At 27.2% G+C, this 18,538-nt stretch carries 19 protein-coding genes, 1 tRNA gene and 1 other RNA gene; 15 read left to right on the plus strand and 6 right to left on the minus strand.

The window, feature by feature from the left end:
• The first annotated feature begins 12 nt into the window (after positions 1–12).
• The 4 genes from lgt to ppcA all read left to right on the plus strand — a co-directional run bounded on the left by lgt (position 13) and on the right by ppcA (position 3,338).
• Positions 13–786 (plus strand): prolipoprotein diacylglyceryl transferase, encoded by a 774-nt coding sequence (lgt, locus tag QZ321_RS10415; RefSeq protein WP_291747990.1) that lies wholly within the window; start codon positions 13–15, stop codon positions 784–786.
• A gap of 168 nt (positions 787–954) precedes the next feature.
• Positions 955–1,044 (plus strand) — tRNA-Ser (locus QZ321_RS10420).
• A 3-nt stretch (positions 1,045–1,047) separates the two neighbouring features.
• Positions 1,048–1,311: signal recognition particle sRNA large type (ffs, locus tag QZ321_RS10425), an RNA gene on the plus strand.
• 410 nt (positions 1,312–1,721) lie between these two features.
• Positions 1,722–3,338 carry a phosphoenolpyruvate carboxylase gene (ppcA, locus tag QZ321_RS10430; protein WP_291747994.1) on the plus strand — a complete coding sequence of 539 codons (1,617 nt, stop codon included), beginning with the start codon at positions 1,722–1,724 and terminating at the stop codon, positions 3,336–3,338.
• Between the two features lie 47 nt (positions 3,339–3,385).
• Here ppcA and QZ321_RS10435 read toward each other — a convergent pair whose 3' ends face one another.
• Together QZ321_RS10435 and QZ321_RS10440 are read right to left on the minus strand one after the other, a co-directional pair.
• On the minus strand, positions 3,386–3,877 hold the full coding sequence (locus QZ321_RS10435) for a dihydrofolate reductase (protein ID WP_291742013.1): 492 nt from the start codon (positions 3,875–3,877) through the stop codon (positions 3,386–3,388).
• Positions 3,877–4,668 carry a thymidylate synthase gene (locus tag QZ321_RS10440; protein WP_291747997.1) on the minus strand — a complete coding sequence of 264 codons (792 nt, stop codon included), beginning with the start codon at positions 4,666–4,668 and terminating at the stop codon, positions 3,877–3,879. The genes QZ321_RS10435 and QZ321_RS10440 overlap by 1 nt, the downstream gene beginning before the upstream one ends.
• A gap of 177 nt (positions 4,669–4,845) precedes the next feature.
• Here QZ321_RS10440 and dnaX point away from each other — a divergent pair, with 177 nt between their 5' ends.
• From dnaX to recR, 3 genes are all read left to right on the plus strand, one after another.
• Positions 4,846–6,480: a DNA polymerase III subunit gamma/tau gene (dnaX, locus tag QZ321_RS10445; RefSeq protein ID WP_291748000.1), complete on the plus strand. Its 1,635-nt coding sequence runs from the start codon at positions 4,846–4,848 to the stop codon at positions 6,478–6,480.
• An 86-nt stretch (positions 6,481–6,566) separates the two neighbouring features.
• The gene (locus QZ321_RS10450; RefSeq protein WP_291742004.1) at positions 6,567–6,911 is read left to right on the plus strand and encodes a YbaB/EbfC family nucleoid-associated protein; all 345 of its coding nucleotides are present in this window, start codon (positions 6,567–6,569) and stop codon (positions 6,909–6,911) included.
• Positions 6,912–7,003: 92 nt separating this feature from the next.
• Positions 7,004–7,600 carry a recombination mediator RecR gene (gene recR / locus QZ321_RS10455; RefSeq protein WP_291742001.1) on the plus strand — a complete coding sequence of 199 codons (597 nt, stop codon included), beginning with the start codon at positions 7,004–7,006 and terminating at the stop codon, positions 7,598–7,600.
• Between the two features lie 97 nt (positions 7,601–7,697).
• On the opposite strand, the gene QZ321_RS10460 is transcribed toward recR, so the two are convergent.
• Positions 7,698–8,546: a DegV family protein gene (locus tag QZ321_RS10460; protein ID WP_291748003.1), complete on the minus strand. Its 849-nt coding sequence runs from the start codon at positions 8,544–8,546 to the stop codon at positions 7,698–7,700.
• A 177-nt stretch (positions 8,547–8,723) separates the two neighbouring features.
• On the opposite strand from QZ321_RS10460, the gene QZ321_RS10465 reads away from it, so the two are divergent.
• From QZ321_RS10465 to serC, 6 genes are all read left to right on the plus strand, one after another.
• Complete coding sequence (locus tag QZ321_RS10465; RefSeq protein WP_291741996.1) at positions 8,724–8,993, plus strand: DUF2508 family protein; 270 nt, start codon at positions 8,724–8,726, stop codon at positions 8,991–8,993.
• A 68-nt stretch (positions 8,994–9,061) separates the two neighbouring features.
• Positions 9,062–9,310 (plus strand): pro-sigmaK processing inhibitor BofA family protein, encoded by a 249-nt coding sequence (locus QZ321_RS10470; RefSeq protein WP_291748005.1) that lies wholly within the window; start codon positions 9,062–9,064, stop codon positions 9,308–9,310.
• Between the two features lie 369 nt (positions 9,311–9,679).
• Positions 9,680–9,859 (plus strand): hypothetical protein, encoded by a 180-nt coding sequence (locus tag QZ321_RS10475; protein WP_291748008.1) that lies wholly within the window; start codon positions 9,680–9,682, stop codon positions 9,857–9,859.
• 262 nt (positions 9,860–10,121) lie between these two features.
• Complete coding sequence (locus QZ321_RS10480) at positions 10,122–11,045, plus strand: D-2-hydroxyacid dehydrogenase (protein ID WP_291743598.1); 924 nt, start codon at positions 10,122–10,124, stop codon at positions 11,043–11,045.
• A gap of 25 nt (positions 11,046–11,070) precedes the next feature.
• Entirely contained in the window at positions 11,071–12,309 is a 1,239-nt protein-coding gene (locus QZ321_RS10485) for a DUF1015 family protein (protein ID WP_291748011.1), read from the plus strand.
• Positions 12,310–12,371: 62 nt separating this feature from the next.
• Positions 12,372–13,451 carry a 3-phosphoserine/phosphohydroxythreonine transaminase gene (serC, locus tag QZ321_RS10490; RefSeq protein ID WP_291743610.1) on the plus strand — a complete coding sequence of 360 codons (1,080 nt, stop codon included), beginning with the start codon at positions 12,372–12,374 and terminating at the stop codon, positions 13,449–13,451.
• 163 nt (positions 13,452–13,614) lie between these two features.
• Here serC and QZ321_RS10495 read toward each other — a convergent pair whose 3' ends face one another.
• A complete protein-coding gene (locus QZ321_RS10495; protein ID WP_291743613.1) occupies positions 13,615–14,307 on the minus strand; it encodes a 5'-methylthioadenosine/adenosylhomocysteine nucleosidase in 693 nt (230 codons plus the stop codon).
• 187 nt (positions 14,308–14,494) lie between these two features.
• Between QZ321_RS10495 and QZ321_RS10500 the strand changes: the two genes are divergently transcribed.
• Complete coding sequence (locus QZ321_RS10500) at positions 14,495–15,211, plus strand: tRNA threonylcarbamoyladenosine dehydratase (protein WP_291748014.1); 717 nt, start codon at positions 14,495–14,497, stop codon at positions 15,209–15,211.
• A 64-nt stretch (positions 15,212–15,275) separates the two neighbouring features.
• Here QZ321_RS10500 and QZ321_RS10505 read toward each other — a convergent pair whose 3' ends face one another.
• Positions 15,276–15,938, minus strand: coding sequence for a DUF4230 domain-containing protein (locus tag QZ321_RS10505; RefSeq protein WP_294196771.1), 663 nt, complete (start codon positions 15,936–15,938; stop codon positions 15,276–15,278).
• 165 nt (positions 15,939–16,103) lie between these two features.
• Here QZ321_RS10505 and QZ321_RS10510 point away from each other — a divergent pair, with 165 nt between their 5' ends.
• Positions 16,104–17,033, plus strand: coding sequence for a GNAT family protein (locus tag QZ321_RS10510; RefSeq protein ID WP_294196773.1), 930 nt, complete (start codon positions 16,104–16,106; stop codon positions 17,031–17,033).
• A 167-nt stretch (positions 17,034–17,200) separates the two neighbouring features.
• Here QZ321_RS10510 and QZ321_RS10515 read toward each other — a convergent pair whose 3' ends face one another.
• Positions 17,201–17,731, minus strand: a complete 531-nt coding sequence (locus tag QZ321_RS10515; protein WP_294196774.1) for a PTS glucose transporter subunit IIA — start codon at positions 17,729–17,731, stop codon at positions 17,201–17,203.
• Positions 17,732–18,538 lie beyond the last annotated feature (807 nt).

Genomic DNA, 18,538 nt, shown 5'->3' on the forward strand with positions numbered 1-18,538 from the left:
AGAAAATAAGAAATGAATCCAGTAGCATTTGAGATTTTTGGAGTACCAATAAGATGGTATGGAATTATTATTGCAAGTGGTGTTTTAGTAGCATTTTTTGTATCATATTTACTTGCAAAGAAAAAAGGTTTGAATTTTGATATTATTACAGATGGATTTTTATGGAGCTTTCCATTTGCAATAATTGGTGCTAGATTATATTATGTCGCTTTTGAATATAAAAATTATCATTCATTTGTTGATATAATAAATACAAGAAATGGTGGTATGGCAATACATGGTGGTCTTATTGGGGGATTGCTAGTTGCATATATATTTACTAGAGTAAAAAAGATAAATTTCTTTGAATATATTGATGTAATAATTCCTGGGGTTATATTAGCACAAGTAATAGGCAGATGGGGAAACTTTATGAACCAAGAGGCACATGGAGGACCTGTTTCACAAGAATTTATAAGCAAGTTTCCAAGCTTTATACAACAAGGAATGCTTATAGATGGAACTTATTATCATCCAACATTTTTATATGAATCTGTATGGAATTTAATTGTTTTTGGAACACTAATATTTATTCTTTATAAAAAGCAAAATCAACATGGAGTTGTTTTAGGAAGTTATATGATTCTCTATTCTTTAGGAAGATTTTTTATAGAAGGATTAAGAACAGATAGTTTAATGTTCTTTGGATTAAGAACAGCACAGATAATTAGTTTGATTGGAATTATTATTGGAGTAGTAATAATATTTATGGCCAATAAAAATAGTAAGAAAAGTTTATATAATTAACTAAAAATAAGGTGGAAGAATCTTTTTTGATTAGTCTACTTTATTTATTTTTTAAAAAATTATAAAAAATCTTTTTATTGAACTACAATAATATTTATGTTAAAATGAAAAAGTATCAATAGTAGATACAAAATAAAATAAATTATTTTTAAATTTATTTTACGGTATGGAGAGATGTCCGAGTGGTTGAAGGAGCACGCCTGGAACGCGTGTATAGGGGAAACTCTATCGTGGGTTCAAATCCCACTTTCTCCGCCATAGCCGTGCTAGATGGGGAGTTAGCGGTGCCCTGTAACTTGCAATCCGCTACAGCAGGATTTAATTCCTCACCTAGGCTTTAATCTGTTTGGTCTGCCCTACGCAAGTGATGTTGAGGGTCGGGTCCCACGCGACGTAAGACTGTGAACCTCGTCAGGTCCGGAAGGAAGCAGCGATAAGCAGCCCCTGCGTGTGACGTGGATCAATCTTGCCTGAGTTAACTACATAGGTAACGCTTATAGATTACTGTCGAAGTGAGGTGCACGGTTTTTAAATTATCCTTTCTTTTAGAAAGAAAGGCTTTTTTAATGTTTATAATTATTTTTATATTATACTGATGATTAAAGGTAGGGTAAATCTAATTATCATCATAAAATTTTTTAATTACGGTTACTCTTCAATAGGATTAACAATATAGGACAAAAAAACAATAGGACAGAAAAATAGGGAAATTTCTTTTGAAATATCCCTATTTTTCTGTCCTTTTTTATGATAAATTAACTTATATTTTTTCCTTGAGTTAAATTTTAAAGTATATAATTTTTATTGATAATTCGTATCATTGCAAGTCAAAGTCTTAAAAAATTGCATTTTTTATAAAAAACTATTGAAAAATTATAATAAAATGAAATATAATAAAAATATAAAATGCAAAAATTTTAAGGGGGTTATTTAAAATGAGACAATTTCCAAATTCAATGATGACACAACATCCGGATAATGTAGAAAAATACATATCAATTCAACAAGAACCAACAGAAGCTATAGAAGGTTTAACACCTCAAAATAAAGGTGGACTTGGAATAGATGAAATAATGATAGATTTTGAGGGAAAATTAACTCCATATCATCAAACATCTCAAGTTGCATTAGGGTTGATTGGTAATGGGGTAATTCCAGGAAAGGATGTTAGGATAACACCTAGAATACCAAATGCAAATAAGGAATCTGTATTTAGACAATTAATGAGTATAATGTCTATAGTAGAAACAAATGCACAAGCATATAGTTTAACTGGAGTACAAGCTATTAGGGAAGTTGTAGTTCCAATGGTTGAAACAGGACAAGAAATTTCAGAATTCCAAGATAGGGTTAATTCTGTTATAGAATTAGGAAATAAAAATTATCCTGCAAAATTTGAAGAAAATAGTGTAAGAATAATTCCATTAGTAGAAGATGTTCCTGCATTAGTTAATGTTGATAAAATTTTAGATGAGTTTTATCATATATCAGAAAAGAAGGGTCATAACATAGATTATTTAAGATTTATGATAGCACGTTCAGATACGGCTATGTCTTATGGATTAATATCAGGAGTACTTTCTGTTGTGATGGCTATAGATAAAGCATATAAATGGGGAATAGAACATGGGGTAGAGGTAGCACCTATATTAGGATGTGGTTCTCTTCCATTTAGAGGACATTTTACTGGAAAGAATATAGATAAAATATTACAAACTTATGCTGGAGTAAAGACATTTACTTTTCAATCAGCACTAAGATATGACCATGGTGAAGAAGAAACTAAACAAGCAGCTAGAGAACTTAAAGAAAAGGTTGATATGTATGAACATAGAAGCTTTTCGGAGGAAGATATATCCCTAATGAAGGAGTTTATAGGAATATTATCTAAACATTACTTAACTACATTCTTAAAAGTAATAAATACTGTTTCATTTGTATCTGACTTTATTCCAAAGAATAGAGATAGATTAACTAAAGCAAAGACAGGATTAGAATATAATAGAGAAGTTGCTAATCTTGATAATATAGCAAACTTAGTAAGTGATGAAGAGTTGAAGAAAGAAATATTAAGTATAGATAATTCTATTGAGTATGCTGTACCAAGAGCAATATCATTTACTGGAGCTATGTATACATTAGGTATGCCACCAGAGCTTTTAGGTATGGGTAGAGGTCTTAAAGAAATAAAGGATAAGTTTGGTCAAGAAGGAATAGATAAATTATTAGAATTCTATCCTATGTTAAAAGAAGATTTAGGATTTGCAGCTAAATTTGCAAATGCTGGAGTTAGTAAGAAAATAATTGATGAAACTGCAAGACAAGAATATAAAGAAGATATGAAGTATGTTAATGAAATATTAAACTTAGGTTTAGATTATGAGTTTATGAATGATAATGACTTCTATCATACATTACTAAAGACTACAAGACCAATAATAATGCACTTAATAGGAATAGAATCCGATATAATCCAAAGTAAAACTGAAGAGTTAAAGATTTTAAATGAGTGGATTATTAGAATGGGTAAAGTTAGAGGAAGTATTGGATAAAATAAAAAAGTCGGTAAAACCGACTTTTTTATTTTTCATTAAATATATTATTTTCTTACTAAATCAATAAATTGATATCTTAGTCCATTTTTTTCACAAGTAAGTACTTCAGATTCAAACTCTAAATTAAATTCTTTAAAATCTATCTGTGGAAAACTTGTATCACCATCAAATGATTTAAAAACTTTTGTTAAAAATATTTTATCAACAGTGTGGATAAGTTGTGAATAAATTTCACCTCCACCTATAACAAATGCAGTTTCAGTGGAGTTTTTGTATGTGTTGATAACTTCTTCTAGGCTGTGGATAACTTTTACATTATCACTTTTTATATTGTAATTTTTATCTCTAGTAATTATAACATGTTTTCTATTAGGCAAAATACCAGGCAAAGATTCAAAGGTTTTTCTACCCATTATAATTGTATGTCCTGAAGTAATTGCTTTAAATCTTTTTAAATCTTCAGGTATGTGCCATAATAATTTATTATCTCCACCAATAATATTATTTTCTGATACAGCAACTATAATAGAAAGCATTAAACGGAAACCTCCATTTTTATTGCTGGATGATATTTATAATCTATAAGTTTTATATCATCTGCTGTAAAGTCATAGAAGTTAGTTATTTCAGGATTAATCCAAAGTTTAGGAGCTTCATATTCATCATTAGCTCTAGTTAATTGAAGTTTCATTCCATCTATTTGATTTTCATATATATGAGCATTATTAATTACATGAGTAAATAATCCTGGTTTAAGTCCTGTTACTTGTGCAATTAGGTGAACTAATACTGCATATTGTGAAGTATTAAATGGAACACCAAGAGGTATGTCTCCACTACGTTGGATAAGCATACAATTTAATTTACCATCAGTAACGTCCCACATAGTCATAAAGCAACATGGTTGAAGTGTCATATGAGGAAGATCTTCTATATTCCACATAGTCATAAGCATTCTTCTATCTTGTGGATTTGTTTTTAAAGTTTCAATAAGTTTATCAACTTGATTAAATTTAGCTATTTGATAGCCATATCCTCTACCAATAGTATTATTTTCATCAACCCATTCATCCCAAATATGAACATTTTGTTCTTGTAATTTAGTTACGTCATTAGATTGATCTTTATAAATCCATAACATTTCTTTTATAGCAGTTTTAAATGCTACAAACTTAGTTGTTAAAATAGGAAATTCCTTTTCTAAATTAAATTGCATTATTTGATGAGGTAATTTATATGTTGGCATACCAGTTCTATTATTATCATAGTATCCATTACTTAAAATGTCTTCTACTATGCTAAGATATTTTTTATCATAAAGACTCATCTTAACACCTCCTAAAAATATATATTATCTATTTTACTACAAATATATATAAAAAAATAATATTAAAGAAAAAATAGTAGAAAAGTATCAAAAATAGTTAAAAGGGAAAAATCTTTAACTATCATTAGAAGTTGGGTATAATAAAAAATAAACAATTACGCAAAAGAGGTGATAAATGTGGCATATACGGCTTTGTATAGAGAATGGAGACCAAGAACATTTAATGATGTTGTTGGGCAAGAACATATTACAACAACTTTAAAAAATCAAATTTTAAATAATAGAATTGCTCATGCATATCTTTTTTGTGGAACTAGAGGAACGGGTAAAACATCTACTGCAAAGGTATTTGCAAAGGCACTTAATTGTCTTAATTTAAAAGATGGAGAGCCATGTAATGAATGTGAAATGTGCAAAAAGATAAATGAAGGTTTAGCTATAGATGTTACAGAATTAGATGCAGCTTCAAATAATGGAGTTGATAAGATTAGAGATATAATTGATGATGTTAAATATCCTCCACAAGAAGCAAAATATAAAGTTTACATAATGGATGAAGTTCATATGCTATCTGCTGGTGCAGTTAATGCTTTTTTAAAAACATTAGAAGAGCCACCTAATAATGTAATATTTATTTTAGCAACAACGGATCCACAAAAATTACCTATTACTATTCTTTCAAGATGTCAAAGGTTTGATTTTAAGAGGATAAACAATAGTGAAATAACAGCAAGACTTAGAAAAATAGTAAATGAGCAAAATGTTTTAGCTGATGAAAGAAGTTTAAATTTAATTGCTAGGGTTTCTGATGGTGCAATGAGAGATTCTTTAAGTATATTAGATCAAGCTATTTCTATGGGAAATGGAAATGTTGATTATGGAACTGTAGTCAGTATGTTAGGGTTAGTTACTAATGAGCATTTATTTAAATTAGCTAATGCAGTTATTCAAAGAAGTGTAGAAAAGGGAATAGAAATTATAGAAGAGGTAATATATTCAGGAAAGGATATATACTTATTTATAAAAGATTTAATTGCTCATTATAGAAATTTGCTTATGGTAAAGGTAACAAATAATCCAGAAGAAGTTTTAGATATGTCTGAAGAAAATATTGCTTTAATTAAAGAGCAAGGTGCAAGATTAAGAGCCGAAGAGATAATGAGATGTATAAGAATACTTCAAGAAGCAGAAAATAATGCTAAGTTAAGTAAACAATCAAGATTATATTGTGAATTAGCTGTTATTAAGATGTGTAAGATAGAGTATGATACTTCTAGTGAAGTAATTTTAACTAGATTAAATAAATTAGAAGAAAGTTTAAGAAATGGTAGTATTAAAGTTTCTACTGCATCAAAAGAAATTGAAAAAATAAATAATAGTAAAATAGTTAATATTGAAACTAATAAAAATATAGTTAAAGAAGAGAGTGTAGATAGTAGTGAAGTAAACATTGAAGTTAATTCAGATTCTAAAGTTACTATAAATGATATTAAAAAATCTTGGAAAGACATAATAGAAAGATTTAAGGCTAGAAGAGAAATGATAATAAGTTCGTTAATTATGATAGGAAAGCCTGTTGATTGTTCTAACGGAATAGTTACCATAGAATTTGATGATCAAAATGAGTTTGCTAAAAATAGATTAAGTGAAGCTAAAAATAGAGATATTATAAACGATGTTTTCTTTGAGATATTTAGAGAAAAGCTTAAAGTAAATTTTAAGGTTCAATCTGATGATAATAGAGGGAAAAGTACAGAAGATATTTTAAGAGAGGCGTTAGGAGAGGACTTAATTGATTTTATAGATGAATAATATCATATGGTTACTTTATTCTAGTAAATATTAAAAAAATACTATATAATAAAAAATAGATTTAGTTATTTAAAGGAGGATATTTTATGGCAAGAGGTGGATTCCCAGGAGGTTTTGGGGGAGGAAATATAAATAACTTAATGAAGCAAGCTCAAAAGCTTCAAAAGGATATGGAACAAGCACAAAAGGAACTAGAAGCTAAAGAATTTGAAGCATCAGTTGGTGGTGGTGCTGTTGTAGTTAAGGTTAATGGAAAGAAAGAAGTTTTAGCTATAAATATAAAAGAAGAAGTAGTAGATCCAGATGATGTTGAAATGTTAGAAGACTTAGTTTTAAGTGCAGTTAATGAAGCATTAAAGAAAGCTGACGAAGAAACTTCAAATAAAATGGGTAAATTAACTGGGGGTTTAAATATACCAGGAATGTTTTAAGATATAGGGCTGTTTTTTTAAACAGTCCTTCATTTTTTAAGATACTAAAATAATAATTTTTTAGCAAAAGAATAATAGAAAGTGGTGTAATTATGGATTTTTATCCAGTTGCTATAGAAAAATTAATTGAAGAGTTTGCAAAATTGCCGAGTATAGGTCAAAAGACAGCTCAAAGACTTACATTGCATATTTTAAATTTACCAGAAGAAGAGGTTAAAGAATTTGCTAGTGCATTAGTAAAGGCTAGGGGAACTATAAAGTACTGTTCTGTATGTGGAAATTTTACAGATAAAGATCCTTGTGCTATATGTGGAAATCCAAATAGAGATAAGAATGTTATTTGTGTTGTAGAACAACCTAAAGATATTATGACAATGGAAAAGGTAAAAGAGTTTAATGGAGTATATCATGTTCTCCATGGAAATCTTTCTCCAATGCAAGGTAGAGGACCTCAGGATATTAAGATAAGAGAACTTGTTGCTAGGATGAGTGCAGATATTAAAGAAGTTATAATTGCAACAAATCCCAATGTTGAAGGGGAAGCTACAGCAATGTATATTTCAAGAATACTTAAACCATTAGAGGTTAAGGTTACAAGAATAGCCTCAGGTTTACCTGTTGGTGGAGATTTAGAATATGCGGATGAAGTAACGCTTTCAAAAGCACTTGAAGGTAGAAAAGAAATTTAAAAATATTTTTAAATAAAATTAAGAGTTACGTTTAACAAGATTAATAAGTTTAATTATGTTAAATGTAGCTCTTAATTTTTATATAAATATATATTTTTTAATAGTGATATGCAACTCCAATACTTCCTGGACCTACATGCAATCCTATAATTGGACCTATTGATTGAATTTTTATACTTTCTAAATTTAAGCTTTTCTTTAATCTATCAGCAAGTTCTAATCCTTCACTTTCACAGTTTATATGATGGACTATTATACCTTTTATTGGTGTTTTTGAGTTTTGTTCTAGTACAGTATCTACAATTTTATCAACAGCTTTTTTCTTTGTTCTTACTTTAGTAAATACAGTTGTTTTTCCATTTTCAACTGTAAGTATTGGTTTTATTTGAAGTAATGAACCTAATAGTGCAGAAGCACTACCAATTCTTCCACCTTTTTTTAAGTAATCTAATGTTTCGGGTGCAAATATAAATCTACTATTTTCTATAACATTTTTTGCAATATTTACGACTTCATCTAAAGATTTATTTTCACTTGCAGCCTTAGCTGCTTCTAATATAGCAAAACCAGCTTGCATACAATTGCTTCTAGAATCTATCATTTCAATTTTAGCATCTGGGTAATTTTCAAGAATCATATTTTTTACTAAATTAGAAGTTGAAAAGGTACCACTCATATCTGAAGATAAGAATATTCCTACAACATCATAATTATCTTTTACTAATGATTCTACTTTATTATATAATTCTTCAATGCTAGGTTGAGATGAAGTTGGAATTTTTGAAGACCTAGCCATTTCATTATAAAACCACTCGTTTGATAAGTCAGTTTCTCTATAACTAGTGCCATTAAGTAAAACATTTAAAGAAGCTATAGATACATTATATTTATCTATGTATTCCTTGGGTAAGTAACAAGTACTATCTGCTATTATTTTTACGCTCATAGAAACACACCTCCAAATTAAAATTTAATATTATTTAAGGTATTATATCAAAGAATTGGAATTAAGTACAGAATACATGCTAATAATTTGTAGAAATGAATATATATAGAAATATATTATGAATAAGATTCTGGCAATTTGGAAAGTATCTAGATAAGTACTTTTAGGAGGGTAAAAATGAATATAAAAAATATATTAAGTATGATTCTAGTAAAGTATAATAATGACGATAAAATTAGCGATAAGGTACTAAGAGAAATACGAGAATCAATAAAAGAGATGGAAGTTGCAGAATCAATGTTTAATAGTGTAGATGATCCACAATTAATAGAAGCTGCTATTTATAGAGAAGAAGCAGCAAAAAGAAAGTTTGATTATTTATTGTCTGTAGCAAAAGAACAGTATTTAAGAGAAAAGATAGAAACAAGTGAAGAAGTTGAAGTATAAGTAATATTGTTATTTAAAATAAAATAATATAATATATATTATTTTATTTTAAATAGGGGGTAATTTAGGTGAGTGGTGAAATGATAATTTATGCTTTGGTGGGATTAGCAATTTTATTTTTAGTTATAAAGTTGTTAAAATGGCCTATTAAAATATTAATTAATGGAATAATAGGAATTGTATTATTATATGTAGCAAATTACATAGGAGAATATTTTAATTTTTATATAACTATTAATCCTATAACGGCTCTTATTGCAGGATTTTTAGGAATTCCAGGAGTAATATTTTTAGTAATTTTTCAATTATTTTTTTAAAATATTTTTTATTTAGTTTATAAATTTTTAAGTATATAAGGATTAAATTTTTGAATTTTATTTAAAGATATAGGGAATCCTCTTAGTCATTGAGGATTCCCTAAATTTATATAGACGGGAGTTAGAAGATTTTCCTAATTGCTATAATTGAAAAGCTTCTGCATAATATATAATATTAAAAATAATAAAAAATGTTACATACCTTAAAAATAAACTAGGGTGTAAACACTACATCCGTTTACACCCTTTATATATAAATGATACACTAATATAATTAATGTATCGTCTATACTATTAATATAACCATTTAAAATGTAATTATGTATAGAGTTTAAGCACTTTAAACTTTTAATTTTAGGAGGAAAAATTATGCCAGCAGGAAATGGAGTCAATTGTAAGTACTGTCCAGAGTTTGAGAAGAAAAGATGTAATGGTGATGATAAGGGATGTTTATGCTATAAGTGTCCTAGACATTTAGGACAATGTAAGTGTGTGAAATATTGTAGAGAAACAGAATCAATTTTAATTTTTGATGAGGATTATAATTAGAGCTATTAATATAGCTCTCTTTTTTTATTTATAAGAAATTATTTTAAGTTTTTGATATGGAACGTAGATTGTGGTTTTTAATTTTTATCGAATATCTATAATATTATTTTATTTATAAAATAGAATATAAATATAAAAATTTTAAAAAACTATTCAAGTTTATAAAAAAATATAAAATAGTTTAGTTAATAGTTGTATAAAATGTAAATAAGTAGTAAAATATCAAAAAGCAATAAATAAAATTTTAATTGGGGGTTTTTAAATGATAAGAGTATTAGCGAACGATGGTTTAGAAAAAGGAGCAATAAATAAGCTGACATCATTAGGTTTTGAAGTAGTAAATAATCATTATGATAAAGGGGAATTAGGTGTTGTATTAAAAGATTTTGATGTTTTAGTTATAAGATCTGCAACAAAGGTTACTGCCGACATTTTAGATAAGTCAGAAGGAGGCAAGCTTAAATTAATAATAAGAGCAGGAGTTGGAATTGATAATATAGATGTTGATTATGCTAAGGAAAAAGGCGTAGCTGTAAAAAATACTCCTAATGCAAGTTCTAACTCAGTTGCAGAATTAGCAATAGGACATATGTTTGCTTTGGCAAGATTTATTGCTATATCAAATTATACTATGAGAGAAGGTCAGTGGAATAAGAAAAAGTATGAGGGTACAGAACTTAGTGGAAAAACACTAGGAATTATAGGTATGGGAAGAATAGGAAAGTCTTTAGCTAAAAAAGCAGAAGCATTAGGCATGAATGTTATTTATAATGATATGTTTGGTAAGCAAGATGGATTATCATACGGATTTTTTGAGTTAGACGAACTTTTAAAAACTTCAGATTTTATTTCTTTACATGTACCTTATGATAAGGAAAAAGGATGTTTAGTAGGAAAACCTCAATTTGATATTATGAAAGATGGAGTTTATTTAATTAATTGTGCTAGGGGTAAGGTTGTTGATGAATTAGCTTTATTAGAAGCTTTAGATAATGGAAAGGTTGCAGGTGCAGGAATAGATGTTTTTGCAGAAGAGCCTACTAAAAATGAAATTTTAGTAAATCATCCAAGAGTAAGCGTAACTCCTCATATTGGAGCAGCTACTAAAGAAGCTCAAAATAGAATTGGAGAAGAAGTAGTTACTATTATATCTGATTTTGTAGCTAATAATTTAGTAACTATTTAATGTTACAGTTATAGGAGGAAGACTAATGGCAATAATAAAATCTTTTAAAGCACTTAGGCCAGTACAAAATTTAGCGTCAAAAATAGCAGCGTTACCTTATGATGTAATGAATAGTGAAGAAGCTCGTGAAATGGTTAAAGATAATGAATATTCATTTTTACATGTAGATAGGGCAGAAGTTAATTTATCTAAGGAAATTAATATATATGATAAAGTAGTATATGAAAAGGCAAGAGATATATTAGATGAAATGATTGATAATGGTTTATATATTGAAGAAAATAAACCTTGTATGTATATATATAAACAAACCATGAATGGCAAAAGTCAAACAGGATTGGTTATTTGTGCATCAATTGATGATTATATAAATAATAAAATTAAAAAACATGAACATACTAGAAAAGATAAAGAATTGGATAGAATAAACCATGTTGATTATTGTGATGCAAACACAGGTCCAATTTTTTTAACATATAGAAATCAAGCTGAAATTTCAATGATAATGAATAAGTGGATGCAAAACAATCCATTATATGATTTTATATCTGAAGATGGTAATGGACATACTGTATGGATAATTGATGGTGATAATGATATAGAAAAATTAACTACTCTTTTTGAAGGCATAGATAGTTTATATATTGCTGATGGCCATCATAGGGCAAAATCAGCAGTAGAAGTTGGGCTAAAGCGTAGAAGAGAGAATCCAAACTATACAGGAGAAGAGGAGTTTAATTACTTCTTAGCTATAGTTTATCCAGATAATCAACTAGAAGTTTTAGATTATAATAGAACAGTTAAAGATTTAAATGGATTAAGTGATGATGAGTATTTAAGCGTTATACAAAAGGATTTTAAGGTTAAGGTTTCTCAAAGCCCTGTTAAGCCAACTAAAAAGCATACTTTTGGTATGTATATGAATAATACTTGGTATGAATTAGAAGCAAAAGAAGGAACATTTAATGAAGAAGATCCTATGGATAGATTAGATGTTTCAATTCTTCAAAACAATTTACTTTCACCAATATTAGGAATTTATGATCCAACTAAATCTGATAGAATTGAATTTATTGGTGGTATAAGAGGAATTAAGGAGCTAGAAAAAAGAGCTGATAATGACATGAAAGTAAGTTTTTCAATGTTTGCTACAACAACAGATGATATTATGAGCATTGCAGATATTGGAATGATAATGCCACCTAAATCTACATGGTTTGAACCAAAGCCTAGAAGTGGATTGTTTATTCATAAGCTTATATAATTGTGAATTTAAGATGTAATAAGTAAATTAACTAATATAATAAAAGCTTGGGGGGATATTATATGTCAAGAGTATATAATTTTGCAGCTGGTCCGGCTGTATTACCAGAAGAAGTTTTAAAAGAAGCAGCATCAGAAATGTTAGATTATAAAAATACAGGAATGTCAGTAATGGAAATGAGTCATCGTTCTAAGGCCTTTGAACAAATAATTCAAGAAGCTGAACAAGATTTAAGAGATTTAATGAATATTCCTGATAATTATAAGGTATTATTTTTACAAGGTGGAGCATCAACACAATTTGCAATGATACCAATGAACCTAATGAAAAATAAGGTTGCTGATTATATTATAACAGGACAATGGGCAAAAAAAGCAGCTGCTGAAGCAAAAAAATATGGAAAAGTAAATGAATTAGCATCATCAGCAGATAAGACTTTTTCTTATATTCCTGATGTTAGCAAAATAGAAGTAAGTGATGATGCAGACTATGTATACATTTGCCACAACAATACTATTTACGGAACTACTTATCATAAGCTACCTGATACAAAGGGAAAGACTTTAGTTGCTGATATGTCATCAGATATATTATCTAAGCCAGTTGATGTAACTAAATATGGATTAATATTTGCAGGAGTTCAAAAAAATATTGGACCAGCAGGTACAGTAGTTGTAATAATTCGTGAAGATTTAATTACAGATGATGTACTTGAAGGTACTCCAACAATGCTTCAATATAAGGTACATGCAGATAATAAATCTTTATATAACACACCTCCAGCATATGGTATATATATTTGTGGAAAAGTATTTAAATATCTTAAGGAGCTTGGTGGCTTAGAAGCAATGAAAATTAGAAATGAAGAAAAGGCTAAGATTCTTTATGATTATCTTGATTCAAGTAAATTGTTTAAGGGAACAGTTGTAAAGGAAGATCGTTCTTTAATGAATGTACCATTTATAACAGGTAATAAGGATTTAGATGCTAAGTTTGTTAAGGAAGCTAAGGAAGCAGGCATTGAAAATATAAAAGGACATAGAACTGTTGGAGGAATGAGAGCTAGTATTTATAATGCTATGCCAATAGAAGGAGTTAAATATTTAGTTGAATTTATGAAAAAATTTGAATTAGAGAATTAATTTAATAAACATATCGAGAGAGATTTTGTTTGAAAATTAGCTTTTTTTAATTAAATATAATAAAAAAACTTTATAATAAATGAAAAAGATGATTTCTTTTAATTTTAGAAATCATCTTTTTTATGTATATTTAAATTTTCATTAATTACTATATTATTAAGGATTAAAGTAATTCTAACATAGTTTTTAATATAAATGTTGAGTTTTTAACTCCGATTGGAGTGAATTTTTCAAAATCCATGTGAGCTCCATTGTTAGCATTATCAGATATAGATCTAATAACAACAAAAGGAATATTATTTAAATAGCAAACATGAGCTATACTTGCGCCCTCCATTTCACAAGCAAGTGCATTAAATTCTTTTTCAAGCCATTTAATTTTATCAATTGAGGCAACAAACATGTCTCCTGATACTATTCTTCCGGAGAATGTTTTAAAGTCACTAGCTTTACTACAAGCAGACTTTGCAGTTTTAATTAAGTTTTCATCACATTTAAAATCAAATGTATCTAGTCTTGGGATTTGCCCCATTGGGTCACCAAAAGCAGTTGTATCCATATCGTATTGAACTAAATTTTCTGCAATTACAACATCACCAGGGTAAATATCTTTGCCTATTCCGCCAGCAACTCCGACATTTATTACTGATGATACTTTATATTCAGAAGCAAGTATTTGTGTACATATAGCAGCATTAACTTTACCTATACCACATACTACTGCAACAACATCGTGTCCCCATAGTTTTCCTTTGTGAAATTTCATCTTTGCTTTTTCTTCAGTTGTTTCTAATTTCATGTCTTTTAAAAGAATTTCCAATTCTTCAGACATTGCACCTATAATTCCTAAAATCATTTTAAATCCTCCATGTAAATACAATTTATATAAATTTACTTAAAATATATTATATACTTACATTTAATTAATTAATAGAAAATTTATTAGTAAATTTTAAAACAAATAAAATTCATTGTATTAATTGGTCTTGAAATATATAATGGTTTCAATAGAAAATAAATATATTTAAAGGAGGAAATGTAAAATGGCTTTAAATGAGTTTTGTAGAAGTGAGTTACTTTTAGGGGAAGAGGGAATGGAAAAGTTACATAATTCTAAGGTAATAGTTTTTGGAATTGGAGGAGTAGGAAGTTTTGTAGTTGAAGCATTGACAAGAGCTGGAGTTGGAAATTTAATGTTAGTAGATAATGATACTATATGTATATCTAATTTGAATAGACAAATACACGCAACTCAAAAGACAGTAGGTGATGTTAAGGTTGAAGCAATGAAAGAAAGAATATTATCAATAAATCCTAATTGCAATGTTGAAGCAAAGCAAGAATTTATTACAGCAGATAATATTCAAGAAATAATACCAAAGGATATAGATTATGTTGTAGATGCTATAGATACCGTAACATCAAAATTAGCGTTGGCAGAATATTGTTATAAAAATAATATTAATTTAATTGCATCTATGGGTACTGGAAATAAAATTGACCCAACACAGTTTAAAGTAACGGATATATTTAAAACTAAAGTTTGTCCTTTAGCAAAAGTTATGAGAAGTGAGTTAAAGAAAAGAGGCGTTAAGAAATTAAAAGTTGTATATTCAGAAGAAATACCAATGGTGCCTAACAAGGGAAAAGAAGTGCCATCTCAAAAAAGACAAACTCCGGGAAGCATATCTTTTGTTCCACCAGTTGCAGGAATGATAATAGGTGGAGAGGTAATTAAAAATTTAGTAGGATTAAGTTAATATAAAATATTTAAAGGGTAAAACTAAACTTAGAATATAGAACAAGTATAGTTACTACCCTTTATTAATTAATTTTGATTTTGACGGTGAAATCTTCCCCAGTTAAATTTAATAATAATTCTTTTAATGATTTTTCTGTGTTTAAAGTTGCTTGTTCATAAAACTCTGGATTTTTCATTTTTTCTTTAAAGGAAGAATTTAGGCTTTTATATATTGAATTTAATTCTTCAGATGAAAGCTTTAAGTCTCCAAATCTTAAAAGGCCAACTTCAGTATCGTAATATATAGTTTTACTTTCATCTATGTCTATGCTAAATATATCTATTTGAGAAATAGTTATAGTTATTTCTTTATTTTTTGTGTTTATTTCAAAATTAGAATTAGATAAATTAGAAAAATCTATTGCATAAGAACAATTTGCAAAAAACGTTATTCTCATTGATTTTTTAAATATATCTAAATTAAAGTAAGTATTATCTATAGTTAAGGTTTCGGATAGCTGAACTTCTAAAGGAATTAGTTTATTTACATTCTTTATTTCATTAATAAGAGTATCATTAGATAAAACCGAAGATGACTCAATTTTACGAGAATTGAAATATGAAAAAAACTTGTGAAATTTATCAGGAAACTTAAGAAATAAAATTAATAGAGATAAAACTAATAAATAAAATACTATTTTAAAAAGTTTAGATTTTTTCTTATATAAAAAAATGCTTATCCCCACCTTAAAATATTCATTCAATTAGATTTATATAAATCTAATATATTAATAAATATAAATAGATATTCATTGCAGTAATATTTTTACTTTTAAAGTAAAGTTAGTTGAGTTTTACAAGTATTTATTTGTATAATAAAAATAATTTAAATTGTTTTTAGGAGAGTTAATATGAACAATCAAAGGGAAGTAAATATAGAACTTGTAAGAGGTACTTTAAATGATTATGTAGTTAAAGATAAAAATAAAATTATTATAGGTAGATTTAATATAACTGATTTAGACAAAGAGAATAAAAAATGCAATCTGAATTTAAAGTTTTATAGAGAAGATAATTATGAATTATTAAGAAATACATTAAAAGATATTCTTAAAGCTATATTTAAAGATAAAAATACATTTAAGGCTAATGTAATAGTTAATGAAAATATAAATTTAAAAGCTTTTTTAGATATAGGTTTTACGTTAGAAGGTATTTTTACAAATAATATATTTATAAAGGGAATTTCTTATGATGAATTAAGTTTTGGCATAAATAGAAATGAGTATTTGCAAAATAAAAGAAATAATCTTATAGAGATGAAAGGAAAAAATGTTACAATTAGGAATTTTACTCCCGATGATGCTCAAGAGCTTTTAGAATATTATTTAAAAAATAAAGAACATTTATGTAAATTTGAACCTATGAGAGATGCTAGTTTTTTTACTTATAAAACTCAAAAAGAGATTTTAACTGAAAGCTATAGACAACTTATGAATGGTACAGGAAATGACTTAGGAATATATAAAGATAATAAGTTGATTGGCAAAGCTAAAATTTCTAATATAGTTTATGGAGTGTTTAAAAACGGAATCTTAGGATATTCTATAGATAAAGAATATCAAGGAAAAGGGTATATGAAAGAAGCAATAAATTTAGTTTTAGGATATGCGAAAGACTATTTGGATTTACATAGAATAGAAGCCTCTGTTTTAACAACTAATGAAAGATCAAAAAGGGTTTTAATATCTTGTGGATTTGAGGAAGTTGGAATTAATAAAAAATATTTATATATAAATGGTAAATGGAGCGATCACCTAACTTTTTATAAAATACTTTAAATTTATAAGAAAATAATAATTAGTATATAAATAGTTTATTAATAATATTATATTAAAAAACTTAATAAAAATTTTTAAAAACTAATATCATATATTAATGAGTGGTAGAGATAGTTTTTACGCTAAATAAAAAATAACTAAGGAAGTTCCTTAGTTATTTTTTATTATTAAATTTCATATTTAACAACTATTTCTTTACCAGCAACAACAGAACCAGTTTCTACTGGAGATATTGATTTAGCAGCATCAACATTTGTTATTAAAATTGGAGTTGCAAGAGATAAACCTTTTCCTAAGATGAAGTCTCTATCAATTTTAATTATTGGAGTACCAGCTTTAACTTTTGTACCAGCTTCTACTAATTGTTCGAATCCTTCCCCGTTTAAGCTTACTGTATCTACACCAATGTGAACTAATAATTCTAATCCATTTTCTAATGTCATGGCAAATGCATGTTTAGTTTTGAATACTAATGATAATTCACCATCAGCAGGAGCAACAATAGTATCTCCTTCAACCATTATTGCAGCACCGTCACCAGCCATTTTTCCAGCGAAAACTGGATCTGGAACTTCTGATAAAGGTATTAATTTACCAGTAGCAGCTGCAACTAGTGCATTTTTTGGAGTTTCTACTACATTTGATTCTACATTGTTTGATTCTGATTTACCAAATAATTTCTTTAAAAAATTAGCCATTATATTTCCTGAATAATTCAGGATTCACATCCTTTCTAAGATAAATTCACATAATTTTCAATATTAAAATAAAAAGGCATAAGCATATCTTTATTTACTTAAAGACTAACTTATGCCTGATTTAACAGTAACACGTTTCTTATAAAATATTATATATATGAGGAATTAATATGTCAATAAAAAATAGTAAAAAAATTCAAGCAAAACGTTAATAACGTTAATCGTTAAAATTGAAATTTATAATATAATAAATAAAAGAAGTTTAAATTTATTACTATTATTTATTACTATAAAAATTATAAGGTTTATTATTTATAAATCCTATTTAGATAAATATCTAATTTTATATAGAAATTAAAAGTTAATTATTTATAACAAAAAATAATATAAAGTTTATACTTTAAATTACTTTAATATACTTTAAATTATTTTAAAAAATTATCCTAAAGTTTTGGTGAAAAATTTTAAGATTTTAATTAGGGATACATTAAGTTTTAAATTTAAAGTTTTTTTAACGAATTATAAAATTATTAATATAAGTTAATCTTAAATTAAATAAAAGTAATACAATACAATTATTAAAATATACTCTTATCCACGTGTATCACTATACGAATACACAAGAAAAAAGTCGAAAACTGAAGTAAAAATATCATAATTTCATTATATAACATATATATGTTTATCAGTTGAGTGAATGCTATGTGATATTATAAAACACGTCGCTGATGGCAAAACAATAAAACATTAATAATGTTCGAATTGTAAGAGCTTTAGTGATAAAACAAATTGTTTTACTCAAATAAA

The organism is uncultured Clostridium sp. (genome assembly GCF_910588715.1).
In the GTDB taxonomy this organism is placed as follows: Bacteria; Bacillota; Clostridia; order Clostridiales; family Clostridiaceae; genus Clostridium.

Excerpts from the sequence above, each read along its gene's own strand:
- serC (WP_291743610.1), top strand. The coding sequence starts at position 12,372 with ATGTCAAGAGTATATAATTTTGCAGCTGGTCCGGCTGTATTACCAGAA.
- QZ321_RS10465 (WP_291741996.1), top strand. The coding sequence starts at position 8,724 with ATGAATATAAAAAATATATTAAGTATGATTCTAGTAAAGTATAATAAT.
- QZ321_RS10480 (WP_291743598.1), top strand. The coding sequence starts at position 10,122 with ATGATAAGAGTATTAGCGAACGATGGTTTAGAAAAAGGAGCAATAAAT.
- QZ321_RS10495 (WP_291743613.1), bottom strand. The coding sequence starts at position 14,307 with ATGATTTTAGGAATTATAGGTGCAATGTCTGAAGAATTGGAAATTCTT.
- lgt (WP_291747990.1), top strand. The coding sequence starts at position 13 with ATGAATCCAGTAGCATTTGAGATTTTTGGAGTACCAATAAGATGGTAT.
- QZ321_RS10485 (WP_291748011.1), top strand. The coding sequence starts at position 11,071 with ATGGCAATAATAAAATCTTTTAAAGCACTTAGGCCAGTACAAAATTTA.
- QZ321_RS10515 (WP_294196774.1), bottom strand. The coding sequence starts at position 17,731 with ATGGCTAATTTTTTAAAGAAATTATTTGGTAAATCAGAATCAAACAAT.
- QZ321_RS10440 (WP_291747997.1), bottom strand. The coding sequence starts at position 4,668 with ATGAGTCTTTATGATAAAAAATATCTTAGCATAGTAGAAGACATTTTA.
- QZ321_RS10450 (WP_291742004.1), top strand. The coding sequence starts at position 6,567 with ATGGCAAGAGGTGGATTCCCAGGAGGTTTTGGGGGAGGAAATATAAAT.
- QZ321_RS10500 (WP_291748014.1), top strand. The coding sequence starts at position 14,495 with ATGGCTTTAAATGAGTTTTGTAGAAGTGAGTTACTTTTAGGGGAAGAG.
- QZ321_RS10475 (WP_291748008.1), top strand. The coding sequence starts at position 9,680 with ATGCCAGCAGGAAATGGAGTCAATTGTAAGTACTGTCCAGAGTTTGAG.
- QZ321_RS10510 (WP_294196773.1), top strand. The coding sequence starts at position 16,104 with ATGAACAATCAAAGGGAAGTAAATATAGAACTTGTAAGAGGTACTTTA.
- recR (WP_291742001.1), top strand. The coding sequence starts at position 7,004 with ATGGATTTTTATCCAGTTGCTATAGAAAAATTAATTGAAGAGTTTGCA.
- ppcA (WP_291747994.1), top strand. The coding sequence starts at position 1,722 with ATGAGACAATTTCCAAATTCAATGATGACACAACATCCGGATAATGTA.
- QZ321_RS10460 (WP_291748003.1), bottom strand. The coding sequence starts at position 8,546 with ATGAGCGTAAAAATAATAGCAGATAGTACTTGTTACTTACCCAAGGAA.
- QZ321_RS10435 (WP_291742013.1), bottom strand. The coding sequence starts at position 3,877 with ATGCTTTCTATTATAGTTGCTGTATCAGAAAATAATATTATTGGTGGA.